This is a genomic window from Peribacillus sp. (genome assembly GCF_059453735.1).
Window position 1 is genome coordinate 1 of sequence record NZ_JAZVJO010000006.1, and the last position, 16,627, is coordinate 16,627.

Sequence of the window (16,627 nt, forward strand, 5' to 3'; positions counted from 1 at the left end):
TCCAAGTCCTTCGGTGAACAATTGCAGTCAGCGGCACAAAAATCAGATCATCAGACTGCACATAATATGATCAATGGCCTGCCTATCCGAAACAGAGCGATCGTTTCTTATTCACCTGGCGGATTATCCGTAACACTGGTCCCGAAAAAAGAGACAAATAATTGCTGTTATATCGTCTTCTTTTTAAATTGGAAAGAGTTCTTTTGATCATTTGACCCATTCTTTAGAATGGGTTTAACGCTTGTGAAAAAATCACTATAAAAAATGACCAACATGCTGCTGGTCATTTCAGATGTTATTTCAGCTCCAAACACTTCCACTCGCTCTGTACGGGAACTGTTTGAGCAGGCTTTTCAATAGAGGGCTTGTCTTCTCCGGGAGGTCTTCTATCGGAAAATAACGCGCTTCGATCGTTTCTTCGCCGTCTGCGCTTAAAACACCTCCTATAATATCTCTTGTGACATATGCGATCGTCACGGGGTAAAATTGATCGCCGTTATCCAAAGTGACGAAGTATTGCGGCCCGGAAAAGACGGATAATAGTTTTAATTTCCCGACTTCAATGCCTGTCTCCTCCAGCACTTCCCTTCTTCCAGTGTCTTCAGCGGATTCGCCGAGTTCCATGAGACCGCCGGGAATTGCCCACTGTCCGGAAGGCTTTCGCTGCAACAATATTTCATCTTTGTCGTTGATTACCGCCACTACGGATCCCGTCAAGATCAACGGCCGATTGCCGACTTCTTTCCTTAAATCCTTGATGTAATCCATGTCGTCACCTTCTTGTCCGCTGTATCTTATGACAGCTGTCTGTTTGCCGTCACGGCTCCGTCTTCATCGCAATATACATAATCGCCGGGATGCCAGTTGATGCCTCCGAAGTATAAAGAAATATCTCTTTCACCTTTCCCTGCTTTAATGCTTTTCTTCGGATTAGTGCCGATGGCAAAAATGCCGATGTCCATCTTCGCCAATTCCGCACTATCACGCACACATCCATAGATGATAACTCCGGCAAGCTTCCTGCTGACGGCGATTTCCCCAAGCATGTCCCCCATTAGCGCACATTTCGTGCTGCCGCCGCCGTCGACAACGAGCACATTGCCTTCCGGAATCGTCTTCAACGCTTCCTTCACAAGCACATTGTCTTCAAACACACGCACGGTCGAAATCGGTCCCGAAAAAGAAGATCGCCCTCCGTAAGAACGAAATGCAAGCTCGCACACGGACAAATCTTCATATTGATCGCATAAATCGGCTGTTTTGATCGACATCAAATCTCTCCTTTAAATGTATGTAGTATGTATCTTGCCTCCATTATAGCCCCTATTGTCAGACTGTTCCAACATTTACTTTCTCCTTCATATAAGAGGAAACCCCCTTTCAGGTGTGTGTCAGGGCCAGGTTTCAAGTCCAGAGAAATGGCTGTCTCCAAAACAGCACGAGATAGACATTGACGAAGTCTTTCTTTTCTTACTATACTTCATAAAGGAACATACAGAAAAAGGTGATACCGAATGGACTTCGATGTATTATTTCTTTCCTTCTATGTCATTCAGGAAGTTGAAGGAAACAAAACGATCAAACATTATCAAACGATGAATAAAGAAGAGTATGCAGAAAGCCCGCTCCATGATTTCCTTGGCGGAGAATTGAAGAAAATTGCGAAACGGAAGGTCGAACGCCATCCGAAAGCAGAAAACGTACCGACGAAACTCGGATACTTCGTGGTCGAGGAAGGACATGATTTCTCTTCCAATCCGAACTTTGTCCTGTTCAATAAAGCGGCATTTGCGGAAACGAAGGAAGATTTCCACGAACATGCCGAGAGATTTGTACAGTTATATGCCGACACAAGCGCTGTGCGCGGCGGTGTCTTCATCGTCACCTCGGCAAAACTGAATAAATATTTCGATGAACCTTTCCTGTTCATCCTGAAATGCGACTTCGAGCCGAAAGTCGCAAGCATTTCCGACGAGAAAACGTTGATCCGCAATGTCGAAATGGCGATCACCACGAAAAACATGAAGAGCATCCAATATCCGAATATGCCCGAAGAAGGCATGGTTGAAGAAGGCGAGCTTAAGATCCACCAAGCATCCCATGCCCGCTACTTCGAGGATTTCCTGAAATATGTCGACTATAATGAACCGATGCCGGAAGTCATGAAAGCCCAAGTGGTGGAAATGGTCACCGAACATATCGCCGAAGTATTCGAACCCGACAGCACGGAAATGAAAGAATTCGAACAAGAACTAGAAGTCTGGAGCGTCAGCGATAAACGGGAAATCAAAGAACGCCTCGACTCCCACCAAGTCATCGAAGCCGCAGCCCATATCGTCGAGCACACACCGGAAGCCGAGCTCCGGATGAAACTCGGCGACACCGATATCAAAGGCTACTTGAGCGACTTCGGCGAAAACATCCATTTGGCAAAAGTGAACGGAAGATATGTGGCCTTGATCGAAGCGGATACCATCCTGTTCGACAAAGGGGTCTCCCCGATCGAATTCCATAAGCCGGAGGAATTGCAGGCGATTGTGGATCTGATTGTGCAGAAGAGCCGGATGTAGCGAGAACAAACTTGTAAAATTTATAGAGTAGCGGAAGCCTAGCGAGACTTAAACATAATAAAATCCAGCAGATGTACTACCTGCCGGATTTTATCTTTATTGGACTATAATCTATAAGCGATTGATGTGTACAACTATGCATTCTTTCCTTCATGGTAACATGAAGGTCTTTTTGAATGTTTACTTAAAGGGGACAATCAACATATTTCTAAAACTTGTCTCATGTTAATCAGATATAATAATAACAAAAGGTGGTATAAGCCCTATCACGTTAGAACAATTTAAAAACAATACTTTACTCAACTACTAGTTTTGCAGTCATCTCCTGATGCCCTTCTCCACAAGGAATACTACAACGGATTATATATTCACCAGCTTCTAGATTTGCAGTTGCTTTGCCTTCTCCATCTATTTTCAAATCTGTATTGTCTATTGTGATTCCGTGATGCCCGTCTTTGTTTTTGAGATTGATGGTGACTTTCCCTTCAGATACCTTATATTCTTCCTTTTCAAACTCCCAGTTACTAGCTACCAAATTAACCAACTCCCCTTCACCGCTGCCTTCGCCTTCTGTTTTGCTAGCTTCATTCGAATCTCCACAAGCTGTTAAAAAAATAATCAATAAAGCAGGAATGATCAAAATCAGATTCTTTTGCAAAAATTCTCCTCCTTTCAATTTGATAGAACATTAGTAACGCTCTCTCTAATGTATTACCATACAAATGCAATTGCCAGAGAGTAGATCTTTGAACAAAAGCAGTGAAAAAAGCTTTTAATAAAACTATTAACGTGGATGCTTAACTTACTGAATTTCATTTAAAATATTTTTTAAGTTTTCCCTTGCTTCATTTTTAATATCCTTATATTTATTATTACCGTGCGAATCGATTGTAACAATCAATGGGCCAAAATCCTTGACTCTGAATTTCCAAATTGATTCAGGCATAAGATCTTCCCACCAAACATCTTCAATCTCTTCAACTTGTGTAGTTTCCAATGCTGCGGAACCACCAAGTATGGTGAAATAACAGCCGATATAGTCAACACAAGCCTGACTTCCATCCTCTAGCAAGCCCCCTTTACCGATGATGACCTTCATTCCATAATCTCGCATTAACCCTCTTGTGAAACGATCCATACGATAGCTTGTTGTGGTTCCAATACTTACCTTTTTGTATGTGCCATCCTCTAGCTTTCTCACTCCCGGAGCTGTATGTATACCGATGGCCCCTTTAAATTGAGGTACGAGATCTTCGGGTAAATCCACCTTCTTATCAAAGAGCCGTATTAAATTTGCATCTCGGATTCCAAAGATGATTCCATCTAATGTTACTGTATCCCCAGAATGTAATTGCTTGATGTCTTCATCTGTCAATGGAGCCTTTAGACGATAGTGTGCCATATTTACCCTCCTTTTTTCATTAGCTAGTTAAAAAGAAATGATAGGTTCTTTCTGTTGTTCAAAAGTTGCTCTCATCCTTCTCGCCGGCCAGCACATCATATTCACTGCCACCGGGTTACAAGTCATATGAGTATCGGCAGCTTCAATGTGAACAGCTAATGCAGTCGTGCTCCCTCCTAATCCTTGAGCACCCAGACCCATTTTATTGATTAATGTGTACAACTCTTCTTCTAGTTTTCTTACTTCAGGATCAGTATTAGGTGAACCGACTTCTCGAGCTGCTGCCTTTTTGGCAAGTGCTGTACACTTATCAGCTGTTCCACCAATTCCAATTCCAACAATTGTTGGGGGACAAGGATTTGCGCCAGATTCAAATACGCATTCTAAAACAAACTTTTTAATACCTTTAATACCTGCAGCTGGAGTTAACATTTTTAGATAACTCATATTTTCAGAGCCTGATCCTTTTGGAACAATCATAATTTCCAATTCATTTCCTTCAACGAACTCGTAGTGTAATACTGGAACTTGATTTCCAGTGGAAGTGCCGTGGTTCTTTCTGGACAATGTGTTAACAATACTACTACGTAAAGGATGTTCTAGAGTTGCTCTTTCAGTTCCTTTTTTGATGGCCTGCTCTAATCGTAAGCCGTCAAAACGCACCTGGTTGCCAACTTTTATAAAATAAACAGGGATTCCTGTGTCTTGGCAGATTAATAATTTTTGATCATCAGCAGTGGAAACGGTTTTGATCAATGTTGCCAAGATTTCTTTTCCGCTGTCTAATTCCTCTCTTTCGTGCGCTTTTTCTAAAGCAACTCTCACATCCGGAGGCAAATCCTTAAGAGATTCAATATATAGAGTTTTGCATATATCCTCTACATTCTGATAAAATTTCTCGTCTACTTCCCAAGTATTTGTATAATCTGCTTTATAGTTAGTCACTTCCATTACAAGTCACTCCCTCTATTATTTTGAAGTGGCAACAATCCTATGTCCTTGAATGGTGGAAATATCCATAAGAGTTTGTTTTACGTCTTCCATCCAGAAATATGAATCACCATCTGTTCCTTTCTGAACAAAAATATTATTCAACCAATTTTCGTCATTACTTTCAGGGAAATCATCGCGATAGTGGGAACCTCTGCTCTCCTCACGGAGTAAAGCACTGTTAGTTACCATTTTAGCGATAGTAATTAAGTTTCGTACATTTAAATATTCCTGCCATGTGAGATTGTACTTTTGTGAACCTTTAACTGATACCCGCTGTGTTCGATTTTCCAAAACTTTTAATTCCATCAAGGCCTCTTGGAGATCCCTAGCATTTCGAACCAAACCAACTTTTTCCCACATTAGATTTTTTAAATCGTTACGAATGTGGAATGGATTTTCCCCTTCCACCATATTGAATGGTTTCAGGACAGGTTTGATCAGGTCATTGACTAGTGACTCTGAAACTTTCGCGGAAGAACCTAAATTACTAACATAAGATGCTGCTGCATCACCTGCTCTCGCACCAAAAACAGTGGAATCACAAACGCCGTTTCCCCCCAGACGATTTGCACCATGGACCCCTCCTGCATCCTCCCCAGCAACAAACAATCCTGGAATATTGGATTCAAGGTCTTTTGTTACTCTCACACCACCCATATGAAAATGAGCAGCTGGAGAGATTTCTACTGGTTCAATGCTTAAATCTTTTCCGACATCCCTGCAACGTTCCACCATTCCCGGAAACATTTTCAGAACATTTTCTCGGCCTAAATGAGAAACATCTACGTAAACCCCGCCAAGAGAGGTGCCGCGCCCTGCCATAATTTCCATATATGCTGCTCTAGAAACACGGTCTCTCGTAGAACGCTCCATGCGTTCTGGGTCGTAATTTTCCATAAATCTTTCGCCAAGAGAGTTTATTAAATACCCACCGGCTCCCCGTAAACCTTCTTCAAGTACTCCACCATTAAGCCTTGAATTCTCAGCAAGCAGTCCAGTTGGATGAAATTGCATCATTTCCATATCGAGAAATTCAGTTCCCGCACGAAAACACATCGCCATGCCATCGCCAGACTTTTCCAAACTGGGTGTAGCAATCTTATACATGGTAGCGGCTCCGCCAGTTCCTACAATTACTGCTTTACAATGAACTACGATAAATTCACCAGTCCGTATACTAAGCATTAAACAGCCGGCCACCCTTTGTGATTCTTCATCCACTAATAAATCGATTGCTCTTACTTCATCCCAAGTTTGGACATTTGGTTTTGCAAACAATTGATCCCTCATTCGCGAAATAATTTCAATTCCAGTTAAATCTCCTTTATGAACGGTTCTGTCAAAGGACTGACCAGCAAATGGTTTTTGATGAACCGTACCATCATCGTTTCGGTCAAAGAAGACCCCCATCTTTGTTTCTAATTCTCTTATCCTATTTGGGGCATCTTTTACAAGCGCCCAAGCCATTTCTTGATTATTGATGCCACCTCCACCTTTAATCGTGTCATAAAAGTGCTTCTCCAATGAATCATCTGGATGTAGAACAACATTGTATCCCCCTTGGACCATTCGAGTACATCCACTTTTTCCTATTAACCCTTTTGAAGCTACAATAATGTTTAATTTGGGATTTTGGTCGGCTGCATGATGTGCGGCAAATAAACCTGCTCCACCACTGCCAAGAATTAATATATCCGCCTCTACGTGTTCCATGTATTTCACCTCTTGTATAAAAAATAATAAGAAAAGGATTATTGTTGAATATCTTCAACATTAGGAAACGATTACATAAAATGACATCGCACAAAGAATTGCCGCCAAACCAGTGAAGATAGTGAACACACTACGATTATCCTTCACAATACCAACATCGATTAAAATGACCCTTAATCCATAAAGTGCATGGAATATCAATGAAAAAATCAATAATGCATCCACGACGGCATTTAGGTGAAGGGTGGATATCACACCCATTCCAGGGAGCTTTCCAGTGATGGCATAGCCGCTATAAATTTTGATTGGCAATAAGAAAAATAAAATTAATGCTGTCGCCCTTTGAACCACCCAAGCAATAAAACCAACAAATGGGCGCTGCTTCAACTTTACTCCTTGCATTGCTTTGTTTGTTTGAAGCTCTGTATTTGCCATATTCATCTACTCTCCTCTCTTACCACTTAAGACCAAGGGTTTTCTTTAATTTTTTTGTTTTAATTTTCTGAATCGTAACCATAGGCTTGATTCCTTTTGGACATACTTCAACGCATGCACCAAAGGTCCGGCACCCGAAAGCTCCTTCTGTTTCTGACATCATGTCTAATCTTTCTTCCCTCGCCCCGTCCCTTTCATCAGCAATTAGTGTATAGGCCCTGTTTAACGCTGCAGGCCCTATAAAGTCCCCGTCACGTAATGCTACGCTATCACATGATTGGTAGCATAAACCGCACGTGATGCAATCCTGATTTTCATCTATGATTTCACGTCTACCCGATGTTGGAGGAATTACAGCGAATTCATCCGTATCTTCCTTAGGAACAAAATAAGGTTTAACCTTCTCCCAGCTATTGAAAAATTTGTCCATGCTAACGCTTAAGTCTTTAATAATATCCATATTTTTCATTGGTTCCACTAAGATGCGATCACCTAAATGCTCTATTTTTGTTCTGCAGGCCAGACGTCCTCGACCGTTTATCAGCATGCCGCAAGAACCGCACATTCCTAATCTGCAAGCGCATCGAAATGATAAGGTAGGATCTTGATTTTCGACAATTAAGAACAGACTATCCAGTACAGTCATATTCTTTTTTGCTTCGATTTGAAATTTCTCATAAATTGGCTTTGTTCCTAGTTCAGGATCATACCGCATCACTGTAACTTCAACATTTTTCATTCCTTAACCTCCATAAAAGTTTAGTTAAGCTACTGAAAGAAATGACCCACCGCCATAATTTCAATTTCTATGTATGTTTAACTTAAATATTGTATGGTCACCCAACCACTTCTTTTTCATTATATTTCCACATTGCTAATAAATCAACGATTTTCTGAATATTTAATTATATTTAACCCTTCTATTGATAAGTTCTCATTAATATGGTTTAATTTTCAATATATTGGCTGGGTCACCAAACCACTAAATAACATTTCTATTTTTGGCTCTGTTATCGTTTGATGTTAATTTTTGTGCTTTAGTAGGCCATCCCGTTGCATGAAGATACATGATTGCAACGGATAACGGGCAGCGGCTCGAGCTTAGATAAACGAGCATGGTTAGATCTAAGCAGGCGATGCACCGAGGAGGCTTACCACGCCTGAGCTGAAAGCGTCGCTTTACAGCGGAAATCAACACTGATCTTTAACAGAGCCTTAATTTTTAAAAGGAGGAGGAAGATTGAGTAATCCAAGTACTGAAAAGATAAAAAGAAAGCCTTATAAACAATTAAAACCGCTCAAAATTAAAAAAGGATGGTTCCAAGGTGTACTTTTAACAACAGTGTTGGCATTATTGGCTGGCCGCATAGCGGAATTCCCCTTTTTTTCGATAATGGGTGTAATGATTATTTCAATTATTTTAGGGATGAGTTGGAAAGGGTTAATGAGTATTCCTGAGACTTCAGGAATTGGAATAACATTCAGCAGTAAGATTTTACTTCGTGTCGGTATCATATTAATGGGATTAAGACTAAATATGGAACAGATCTTGTCAGTTGGGTTTTCCATCGTATTGATTGATATAATAGTGATTGCTTTTACACTTATTTTTATGATGTATTTAGGAAAAGTTCTTTCTATTGATCACCATCTTTCAGCACTGATTGCTGTAGGGACAGCCGTTTGCGGAGCTGCAGCAATTGTAGCAGTAGCACCATTAATCGGAGCAAGGAAAGAGTCTACAGCTATTTCAGTGGCTTTTATAGCGATCATGGGGACCGTGGTCTCCATGATTTACATTTTTATGTATCCTTTTCTTGGACTGGATTCATATCATTACGGATTATTAACCGGGATCACTCTCCATGAACTGGCGCATGTAATAGCTGCTGCCGAACCCGGAGGAGTTGTAAGCAGCGAAACGGCAATCCTTGTAAAATTAGGAAGGGTAGCGCTTTTAATTCCTGTAGCTTTTATTTTAGGGGCATTATTTAATAAGAATAGTACTGGTGAGCCGACTAAAAAACGCAAATTAAAGGATTTACCTATACCATGGTTTATCTTTGGATTCCTGATCATGTGTCTTGTCAATACAGCCGATCTCTTATCAGATACTGTAACCCAGTTTCTGATTGCATTAAGTATCTTCCTTTTATCCATGGCCATGGCCGCCTTAGGATTAAGTGTGAACTTTATGGAATTCAAAAAATTGAATAAAAGGGTTCTTCTCACTGGAACAATCGGTTCCATTGCTTTAACACTTTTAGGTTTCCTAATTACACAAACATAGATAAAAAGCCTTAATTTCGAATTTCAACTGAAAACAGATATGTTTAAAACCGGGACTTACACCTTCGAATTCCCCCTTCCTTTTCGTGTGAATTCGAAGGTGTTTTAAGCATTGGCAATGTGAAAACGGTATAAATGTATTTGGTGGTTTTTAGTTGATAATCATTTTGATTGGTGATTTAATAAAGAGGTTGGGTCATCAACACTTTTATTTTACTTTTATTGATACTTAAATACATGGAAGCCAACCAAATCAAAACATAAAATAGCGGGCTGTTAAACAGAGTATATCGATAAAGCACATATCGGGACTATGTTATAATGATTCATATTACCTAGATCTAAAGTTGCATTAAATAACTCACTCTTCAAATTTTTCGGAAATCCTCAGCGCACACGGAAATTGTTTGGTAAGAGTCTAGTTACAATGATACTGAATAGTACCGGGAGGTTGGAATTTATATGGAATTAAATAGGAAAGGAATTTCTGAACAAGTAGCCGATAGCATCAAAAGAAAAATAATTGAAGGTGAATATAAGGTCGGCGATCGAATCCCTGGTGAAAGAGATATGGGAATCGAGCTCTCCGTAAGCCGTAATACGGTTAGGGAAGCGTATAAAATTCTTGAAGCATATGGGTATCTGACAGCTAAACACGGGACTGGCGTATTTGTGGCTTCCCGAGAAAAACAAATTCAAAAAATGACTGAAGCATTTTTTGGAAATACAAATCAAATCAAGGACTTTTTTGCTGTCCGTAAAATTTTGGAAGAATGGACGATTAAATGGTCCATCGACAACTCCAATGAAGATTTCTTTGATGAATTAGAGGGGATTATCTGCCAAGCACGTGACATCCTGGAGGGAGAAATTGATTATGTCCGCCTTGCCGAGTTAGACCATAAGTTTCATATGGCATTGGTAAACAACTCTAAGAATGTGGTCCTGATTAGTATCATGCATTATTTAATTGATCTATTGTCCGAGTCACGAAACAAAGCGATCCAAATCCCTGGTCGAGCCAAACAATCGGTGGCAGAACATGAAAGGATCTTAGAAGCGTTGAAACAAAAAAACACTACGTTAGCACAAAGATTTATGAGGGAACACTTAGAGAGTGTCGAACATTCCATAACGGAAAGTACGACTCCAAATTAAAAAAGAAGCTGTTCTGATTTATGGACGATGTCACTCCCTAAATCAAAACGGCTTTTTTTATTTGTTTATTTATCTGAATAAGTTGATGTAATGATATTCACTTTCATCTTCCCTATTTATTCTCCAACACTATCTGATAAATGACTAAAGACTTTAGGAATTGACATCTTTATTAACAAATTTTCTCCATAAAAAGAAAAGTTGTTCCAATCCCTCTGCATCGCAGCTAGCCACATGGTCGAAAAGATTTCCCTGAATCATCTGGTCAATATTGCGGGATTAGTTTACTTTCTGTGAGCAGGCATACAAAAGGACCTTCAACATCATTTTGGGGACAAGTTCCCGGATATCGAAGATGATACTACTTTGACGGTTATTATAGGGAATGAAGGTAGGGGCCAATTTTGGAAACGGGAGTTTCCTCTTACTCTAGAGGGAAAGTGGTTTGTGTAATTACTTTCATCTTAGAAAAAAGGACGATTTTTTTGTATTTATTTGCTTGCGAATTTTTAAAATAGATGAAGAGACTGCCAGAAATTCAGTTTTCACTGACTTTCTGGACAGCCCCGTTTAGAAAGTTAAGCACTCCGATACAGTTTTGTCATAACAAATTCTTTATGTCCTAAAGCTTCGGCACTTGTCAGTCGACCATTAACGGTTCTACAAATCATCTCCATCAAATTATCCCCTGCTTCTTCTAGTGAGATCTGACGGGAAAGAAGTCCTTGTACGTCCACATCAATATGCTCGCTCATAGTTTTAGCAGTGATAGGGTTTGCAGTAATCTTAACGACCGGTTCAATCGGGTTACCAATAATATTTCCTTGTCCAGTAGGAAATAAGTGAAGTACCGCTCCTCCGGCCGCCATTAAGGTGATACATTCTGCTGCAGCAGAAGAGGTATCCATATAGTATAACCCACTTCCATTATCTGGTCTTTCAGCAGGTTCTAAAACACCAATAACTTCCTTAGAACCAGTTTTAGCGATATTACCAAGAGCCTTTTCTTCAATTGTTGAAAGACCGCCTGCAATATTTCCTTGTGTTGGCTGGGATCCTAATAAATCAACCCCTTTTGATTCAATCTCTCCAACATAATCATCATAGATAGCCATGAACTTTTCCTTTAATTCCGGTGTAGCCATGCGATCACGGATTAAGTGCTCGCCTCCTGTTAATTCGGACGTTTCTCCAAAGAATACAGTAGCACCAGAATCGATTAATCGATCAACAGCTTGAGAAACTGTTGGACAAGAACCCAATCCGGTAGTTGTATCTGATTCCCCACATTTTATGCTCACAGTTAAATCTTTAAATTCAATTGGTACTTTTTGCAGTTCGGTCGCCCATTGAACAAACTCTTTTGCTTTCCAGGATGCTGCTCGTATCGTTTCAAGGTCCCCGTTTCCTTCAATAGAGAAATAAGCTACTGGTTTGCCGGTTTCAGCAATACCATCAGCGATTTTTTTAGACCAATTTTCTTCAATTCCAATAACTACAACCGCTGCTACGTTAGGATTAGAGCCGGTCCCAATCATCGTCCTAAAATGTAAATCTAAATCCGGGCCATATTGAAGTCGACCATAAGCGTGTGGCAGAGCCAATGTTCCTTGAACTTGTTTAGCTACAGCTTCACAAGCCGCATTAGAAATGTCATCAACAGGTAAAACTATAACATGATTTCGAATTCCAACCTTACCATTTTCTCTACGATATCCAAAAAGTTGTTGACTCATTTTTACCACCTCGCCGTTTTCATATTATGGGTGTGTACATAATCACCGATTTCCCATTTTTCTGTTGTTATGCCAATTTTAATGCCATACTTTAAGACTGGATGTTCTTCCTCTAAATTTACTAGAGAAATTTTATGACCTAAAGGAATATCTCCCTTAGAAGTAACTACTACATCTGAATTATCATCCATATAAATACCAACAACTTTTTCACCCTGTTCAATTGGACTAGTTACCACACCAACGTGGTCACCTCTATTATGAATTAAAAACTTGTGGGTACTTACTTGCTTCTGCTCATATTGTTGTGTGAAAGTCCCTCCCTGGCTATGGTTTGCCATAATATTTCCTCCTTTTTGTTTTTTATTGGTCTAGTGGCTCAACCAATATGTATAATCCTAATTAAAACATCACTTTCTACAATAGTCAATGAAATAAATGATTTTTCTGAAAATTCATCGTGAGTAGGACATAGGGAATGATCCATAACATTTCTTCGATACTACTATTCAGCATTCTTACTTTTCTCTTTTCTGTTATTTTGAAACTAAGTAAATCATAATTATTACCATTTTGCAGCATCATGACTTATCCTAATAAATCATAAACAATTCTCCTTTTTTGGTTTTTAACACGCCTACGGCTACTTTATCTTCAAATAATCATGTAAAAGATTTTTAAGCTCTCACTAAATATCTAAAAATTCAAAAAAATTTATTGAAAACTCATCTCGATTGTGCTTTAATAAAACTCAAGTGGTTGGGTAACCCAACTAAATGGAGGTGATTTAAGAATATAATTTTTGTTAAAAATTTTTGTTCTTATGTCACAAATTAAGAGCAAATAACCGAAATGCAATTCATATACGAAATTGTTTCTACGGAGCCTATTTAAGGTGTTTGAATACCAATGTTTTATTTCTTCAGTCATTGAATAAAATGATTTCTTTCCAGAAAACAATCGAACAATGGTGGATGAGCTCAGTTAAACAAAATATTTCTAAGAAGAGAAATTACTTTATGGATGTAGAAAAAGTCTATCTTCTTTGGTTACCACTACAATCCGGATGAACCTCCTAGCACCAAATTAATGGTAAAACATTAGAAGATTATCTTTATTTTCAGGGTTTGAAGAAAATGATTTTATGGATTCAAGTATAAATAAGGGCATTAAAAAAGCTCTCATTGCCCCACCCAAGATTCGCAGATAGTTTGTAATCCGCATAAAATTCTAATGAAGAGGAGTTCATCAATGGACAAAAATAAGATTGAAAAAAATTTCATAAAAAGAGTTCCTTATCCATTTTGGGTTTTTTCCACCTTAGGAATAGGATTTTCCCTTGGTTTATTTGCTCCTGAAAACCCTATTGTTCATGGACTTGCAGAAAGTGGAGAATATTTTCCAAAAACTATAGTTACCTTTGCTACAGCTATCATCTTCTTCTTACTAGCTGGGGCTGCAGTAAAATTGATTACCATTCATAAAGATCAGGCAGGACAATTATTTACTCGAATCGTTTTATCCTACTTAATCCTTGGTATTTTAGCGGTTACTTATGCAGCTTTATTTATTCTAGTAGTGGCTGGACTGAGTTTTAATACGGAAGGTGCTGAACCTGCAGGGTTTTTAACATTTGTATCTAGTATTTTAAATACCTTTAAAACCATTTTAACTCAACAACCTTTATTGCAAATTTTAATATCCGCTATAGTAATTGGGTGGTTTGTTTCAGTTAACAAGAAACTTAGTCGAATAGGTAAGAACATCGTCGTTATTAGTGATTATATTTTAAGAGTATTTAAGTGGTTATTGTGGTATTACCCTATAATGATTGGATGTTTGGCTATAAATATCCCGCTAAAGTTCGGAACTCAAGGTGTTGCCTATTATGGAAAAACAGTTATATGGGTTTTATTATTGGCAACAACTTGGTCATTTCTAATCATTTTTATCACCAAAATGTTATCCAAACGAACTTGGAACCAAATATGGAAGTATTATTTCACAGTATATTCAACAGGGTTTGGAACTGGGGGATCCTATGATACATTGGCTGTTAATATTATTTCTGCTGAGAAAGATTTAAAATTAAAACCAGAATTTGCCGAAACCTCAATCGTTTTTGGAACTGTACTAAATAAAAGTACTTCAACGATGGCTGTTCTAATAGTTACAGTAACAACATGTGCGATGATGGATATTCCCCTTTCGATGTTTGAGATCTTATTACTTATTTTACCTATGTGGATTTTAGGCCTAGAGTCTCCAGGAGTTCCCGGTGGTGCAGGATTTTTCATGTCACCTGTAATAGCAACCATTTTGCAGGTGCCGGATCCGACCTTGTTTATCACAACTTTCATAACCATGTATTCCGGTTTCATTCCTATGATATGTACTGCTGTCAATACTACAGATGATGGTCTAATTGGAGCTATGGTTCAGGATACATTTGCACCTAAAAAAAGCAAAAAAATATCTTCTATTAATCAGTCTAATGATACGTCTATCAAATCCACAAAATCATCATAAAATTATGGACGAGGTGACAAAATGAGAATTTTCGGATATTTATTATTTCTAATTGGGTTATGGATGATGGTTTCTCCTCAAGCAGAACTCGGACTGCATCAGCTCAAATGGATGGCAGATTATACATTCCCAGCGGAAGCACTTTTTGGGGCCATAACCGTTTCAGGAGCTTTGTTTTTAATCGGAGACCTTAAAACAAATGTTAAATCAAAATGAAATTTGGTGACTAAGTAAAGGGATAGGTAAAATTGAAAGGGTTTTCACTCGCTTCTAGTTTTAATTAGTTTTTTTCTGGATAGGATTCTCATTTCGGCCTTGACTTAAAATTTATCTTAACACTAGTGAAAAAACTAAATAAATTGTGTAAAGCTGTTCTGATTAATGAACTGTAATATAGATCAGACTCAGAGCGACCTTTTGTTTTAATCTGTTTTAAATTGACAAATGTAGCATAGAAAAAAGGTACTTCAAATGTCGAAATGAACTGTAACCCGAAAAATGGACACTTGTAAAAAAGTCCATTTTTCGGGTTTTTATGTTTTTCAATAAAAATCCATATATAATGAACAATAGTTTTTGGTCGGAGAGGTAAATAGTAGTGAGTAAGATTATTTTTAACGCATTTCAAATGAAACAATTAGAGAAGAACCCATATGTGATGAAGGTTTCGGAACGTGCAATTACGTATAGTCGCTCGTTTAAACTAAAGGCAGTGAAAGAAAACTTGAATGGGAAGGGACCTAGAAAATGACCAACTGATATTAAACGACCAAGTAAATCAATGTATAGGAAAAATCCAGAGATTTCGCTTTGTATATTGAGGGAGTTTTGTTAAAGAAGAACAGTTGTAATTCGGATAAAGATGTCATATAAAGGAATATACTACGGTGCAACCTGGAGGTAGGGTAATGCGATTTTATGACAGACCACGTAAAGCGTATTTATTTAACGACTTAAGTGCTGTTGAAGAACACGATGGAGAACTCATTTATTTTTTTGAAAAGGGATATGTTACAGTCCTTGGCGAGTTTGAACACGAGAAATATGGTGAAAATACAGCTTGTATGATTTTTAATCAGGAAGACGTTATTTCTGTATCCAAAGGAATGTTACGCTTTGTCGATGATAACTAATCGTGAAAATGTTGAGATAATCTTCTCCAAACGGTCGTAATGCTTAATTTGTTTTATTCAACAAATGGGGTCTTTATTCAATAACTAGTCAGCCACTTCCTATCTGGAGGTGGCTATTTTTGCATATTAGATAAATTAAAGCTATAGCAACAATTCTTACGAAAACAGTCTTTTAAAAAGATTGTTTTCAAAAAACAAAAGATGTAAGTAAATGACCATCTTCAGGTTCTTCTTTTTCAACTGAATAAGGGCTGACCTTAGAATAAGTACACTCCGTCAGTTTTCCATTACTTTTGAGTAATCATGGTTTTTCTTTAGTTAGATGATACATTAGATAATTGTTGTCCAGTGATAAGGCGGAATAGCTTTTCTGATTTACGCTTGCTTAATTGGGCGTATTTGGATTCCCCGTTTATGACAAGCTCCACTTTATCGTTGCCTGGACTAATCCATAGGCTATAGGCAAGTTGTGGCTGGTCAAGGCTTTCGTAAAAATAGAATTCGTAATCTGGATAGGAGTCCATCGTTACTTCTGCAGTTTCCCAACGGACACTGTCCAGCAAGTCCCCTACTTCCTGAGCGGTTTCGTTGTCGGTGATTTCTTTGAAATGTTCATATTCGTGCTCTTCTCCTACACGTTTTTCTACTGAAATGTTCTTGCCTTCGACA

19 protein-coding genes are annotated in these 16,627 nt (G+C 38.6%); 8 read left to right on the plus strand and 11 right to left on the minus strand.

What is annotated here, in order from left to right:
- Nucleotides 1-207: YuzC family spore coat inner layer protein (locus AC52RT_RS00215; protein WP_495538889.1), on the plus strand; the 207-nt coding region annotated here is incomplete at its 5' end.
- 93 nt (nucleotides 208-300) lie between these two features.
- Here AC52RT_RS00215 and AC52RT_RS00220 read toward each other — a convergent pair.
- Entirely contained in the window at nucleotides 301-768 is a 468-nt protein-coding gene (locus AC52RT_RS00220; protein WP_495538890.1) for an NUDIX hydrolase, read from the minus strand.
- Nucleotides 769-794: 26 nt separating this feature from the next.
- Nucleotides 795-1,271 (minus strand): ribonuclease E activity regulator RraA, encoded by a 477-nt coding sequence (gene rraA / locus AC52RT_RS00225; RefSeq protein ID WP_495538891.1) that lies wholly within the window; start codon nucleotides 1,269-1,271, stop codon nucleotides 795-797.
- Between the two features lie 243 nt (nucleotides 1,272-1,514).
- Between rraA and AC52RT_RS00230 the strand changes: the two genes are divergently transcribed.
- Entirely contained in the window at nucleotides 1,515-2,570 is a 1,056-nt protein-coding gene (locus AC52RT_RS00230) for a DUF3900 domain-containing protein (protein ID WP_495538892.1), read from the plus strand.
- Nucleotides 2,571-2,865: 295 nt separating this feature from the next.
- Here AC52RT_RS00230 and AC52RT_RS00235 read toward each other — a convergent pair whose 3' ends face one another.
- The 6 genes from AC52RT_RS00235 to AC52RT_RS00260 all read right to left on the minus strand — a co-directional run bounded on the left by AC52RT_RS00235 (nucleotide 2,866) and on the right by AC52RT_RS00260 (nucleotide 7,852).
- Nucleotides 2,866-3,228 carry a cupredoxin domain-containing protein gene (locus AC52RT_RS00235; protein WP_495538893.1) on the minus strand — a complete coding sequence of 121 codons (363 nt, stop codon included), beginning with the start codon at nucleotides 3,226-3,228 and terminating at the stop codon, nucleotides 2,866-2,868.
- 144 nt (nucleotides 3,229-3,372) lie between these two features.
- On the minus strand, nucleotides 3,373-3,972 hold the full coding sequence (locus tag AC52RT_RS00240) for a fumarate hydratase C-terminal domain-containing protein (RefSeq protein WP_495538894.1): 600 nt from the start codon (nucleotides 3,970-3,972) through the stop codon (nucleotides 3,373-3,375).
- 27 nt (nucleotides 3,973-3,999) lie between these two features.
- Nucleotides 4,000-4,923 (minus strand): fumarate hydratase, encoded by a 924-nt coding sequence (locus tag AC52RT_RS00245; RefSeq protein WP_495538895.1) that lies wholly within the window; start codon nucleotides 4,921-4,923, stop codon nucleotides 4,000-4,002.
- Nucleotides 4,924-4,941: 18 nt separating this feature from the next.
- On the minus strand, nucleotides 4,942-6,678 hold the full coding sequence (locus tag AC52RT_RS00250) for an FAD-binding protein (RefSeq protein ID WP_495538896.1): 1,737 nt from the start codon (nucleotides 6,676-6,678) through the stop codon (nucleotides 4,942-4,944).
- Nucleotides 6,679-6,738: 60 nt separating this feature from the next.
- Nucleotides 6,739-7,119 (minus strand): hypothetical protein, encoded by a 381-nt coding sequence (locus AC52RT_RS00255; protein WP_495538897.1) that lies wholly within the window; start codon nucleotides 7,117-7,119, stop codon nucleotides 6,739-6,741.
- A gap of 13 nt (nucleotides 7,120-7,132) precedes the next feature.
- Nucleotides 7,133-7,852 (minus strand): succinate dehydrogenase/fumarate reductase iron-sulfur subunit, encoded by a 720-nt coding sequence (locus tag AC52RT_RS00260; protein ID WP_495538898.1) that lies wholly within the window; start codon nucleotides 7,850-7,852, stop codon nucleotides 7,133-7,135.
- A 501-nt stretch (nucleotides 7,853-8,353) separates the two neighbouring features.
- Here AC52RT_RS00260 and AC52RT_RS00265 point away from each other — a divergent pair.
- Together AC52RT_RS00265 and AC52RT_RS00270 are read left to right on the plus strand one after the other, a co-directional pair.
- On the plus strand, nucleotides 8,354-9,403 hold the full coding sequence (locus tag AC52RT_RS00265) for a YeiH family protein (protein ID WP_495538899.1): 1,050 nt from the start codon (nucleotides 8,354-8,356) through the stop codon (nucleotides 9,401-9,403).
- Nucleotides 9,404-9,864: 461 nt separating this feature from the next.
- Complete coding sequence (locus tag AC52RT_RS00270; protein WP_495538900.1) at nucleotides 9,865-10,560, plus strand: FadR/GntR family transcriptional regulator; 696 nt, start codon at nucleotides 9,865-9,867, stop codon at nucleotides 10,558-10,560.
- A gap of 578 nt (nucleotides 10,561-11,138) precedes the next feature.
- Here AC52RT_RS00270 and AC52RT_RS00275 read toward each other — a convergent pair.
- Together AC52RT_RS00275 and AC52RT_RS00280 are read right to left on the minus strand one after the other, a co-directional pair.
- Entirely contained in the window at nucleotides 11,139-12,296 is a 1,158-nt protein-coding gene (locus AC52RT_RS00275) for a UxaA family hydrolase (RefSeq protein WP_495538901.1), read from the minus strand.
- Nucleotides 12,297-12,298: 2 nt separating this feature from the next.
- The gene (locus AC52RT_RS00280) at nucleotides 12,299-12,637 is read right to left on the minus strand and encodes a UxaA family hydrolase (RefSeq protein WP_495538902.1); all 339 of its coding nucleotides are present in this window, start codon (nucleotides 12,635-12,637) and stop codon (nucleotides 12,299-12,301) included.
- A 910-nt stretch (nucleotides 12,638-13,547) separates the two neighbouring features.
- Here AC52RT_RS00280 and AC52RT_RS00285 point away from each other — a divergent pair.
- The 4 genes from AC52RT_RS00285 to AC52RT_RS00300 all read left to right on the plus strand — a co-directional run bounded on the left by AC52RT_RS00285 (nucleotide 13,548) and on the right by AC52RT_RS00300 (nucleotide 15,958).
- The gene (locus AC52RT_RS00285) at nucleotides 13,548-14,825 is read left to right on the plus strand and encodes a cation:dicarboxylate symporter family transporter (RefSeq protein ID WP_495538903.1); all 1,278 of its coding nucleotides are present in this window, start codon (nucleotides 13,548-13,550) and stop codon (nucleotides 14,823-14,825) included.
- Between the two features lie 21 nt (nucleotides 14,826-14,846).
- Nucleotides 14,847-15,041 (plus strand): hypothetical protein, encoded by a 195-nt coding sequence (locus AC52RT_RS00290; RefSeq protein WP_495538904.1) that lies wholly within the window; start codon nucleotides 14,847-14,849, stop codon nucleotides 15,039-15,041.
- A gap of 382 nt (nucleotides 15,042-15,423) precedes the next feature.
- The gene (locus AC52RT_RS00295) at nucleotides 15,424-15,576 is read left to right on the plus strand and encodes a hypothetical protein (protein WP_495538905.1); all 153 of its coding nucleotides are present in this window, start codon (nucleotides 15,424-15,426) and stop codon (nucleotides 15,574-15,576) included.
- 157 nt (nucleotides 15,577-15,733) lie between these two features.
- Entirely contained in the window at nucleotides 15,734-15,958 is a 225-nt protein-coding gene (locus tag AC52RT_RS00300; RefSeq protein WP_495538906.1) for a hypothetical protein, read from the plus strand.
- Nucleotides 15,959-16,272: 314 nt separating this feature from the next.
- On the opposite strand, the gene AC52RT_RS00305 is transcribed toward AC52RT_RS00300, so the two are convergent.
- Nucleotides 16,273-16,627, minus strand: a 355-nt coding sequence (locus AC52RT_RS00305) for a YhfM domain-containing protein (protein ID WP_495538907.1), incomplete at its 5' end; no start/stop codon positions are given.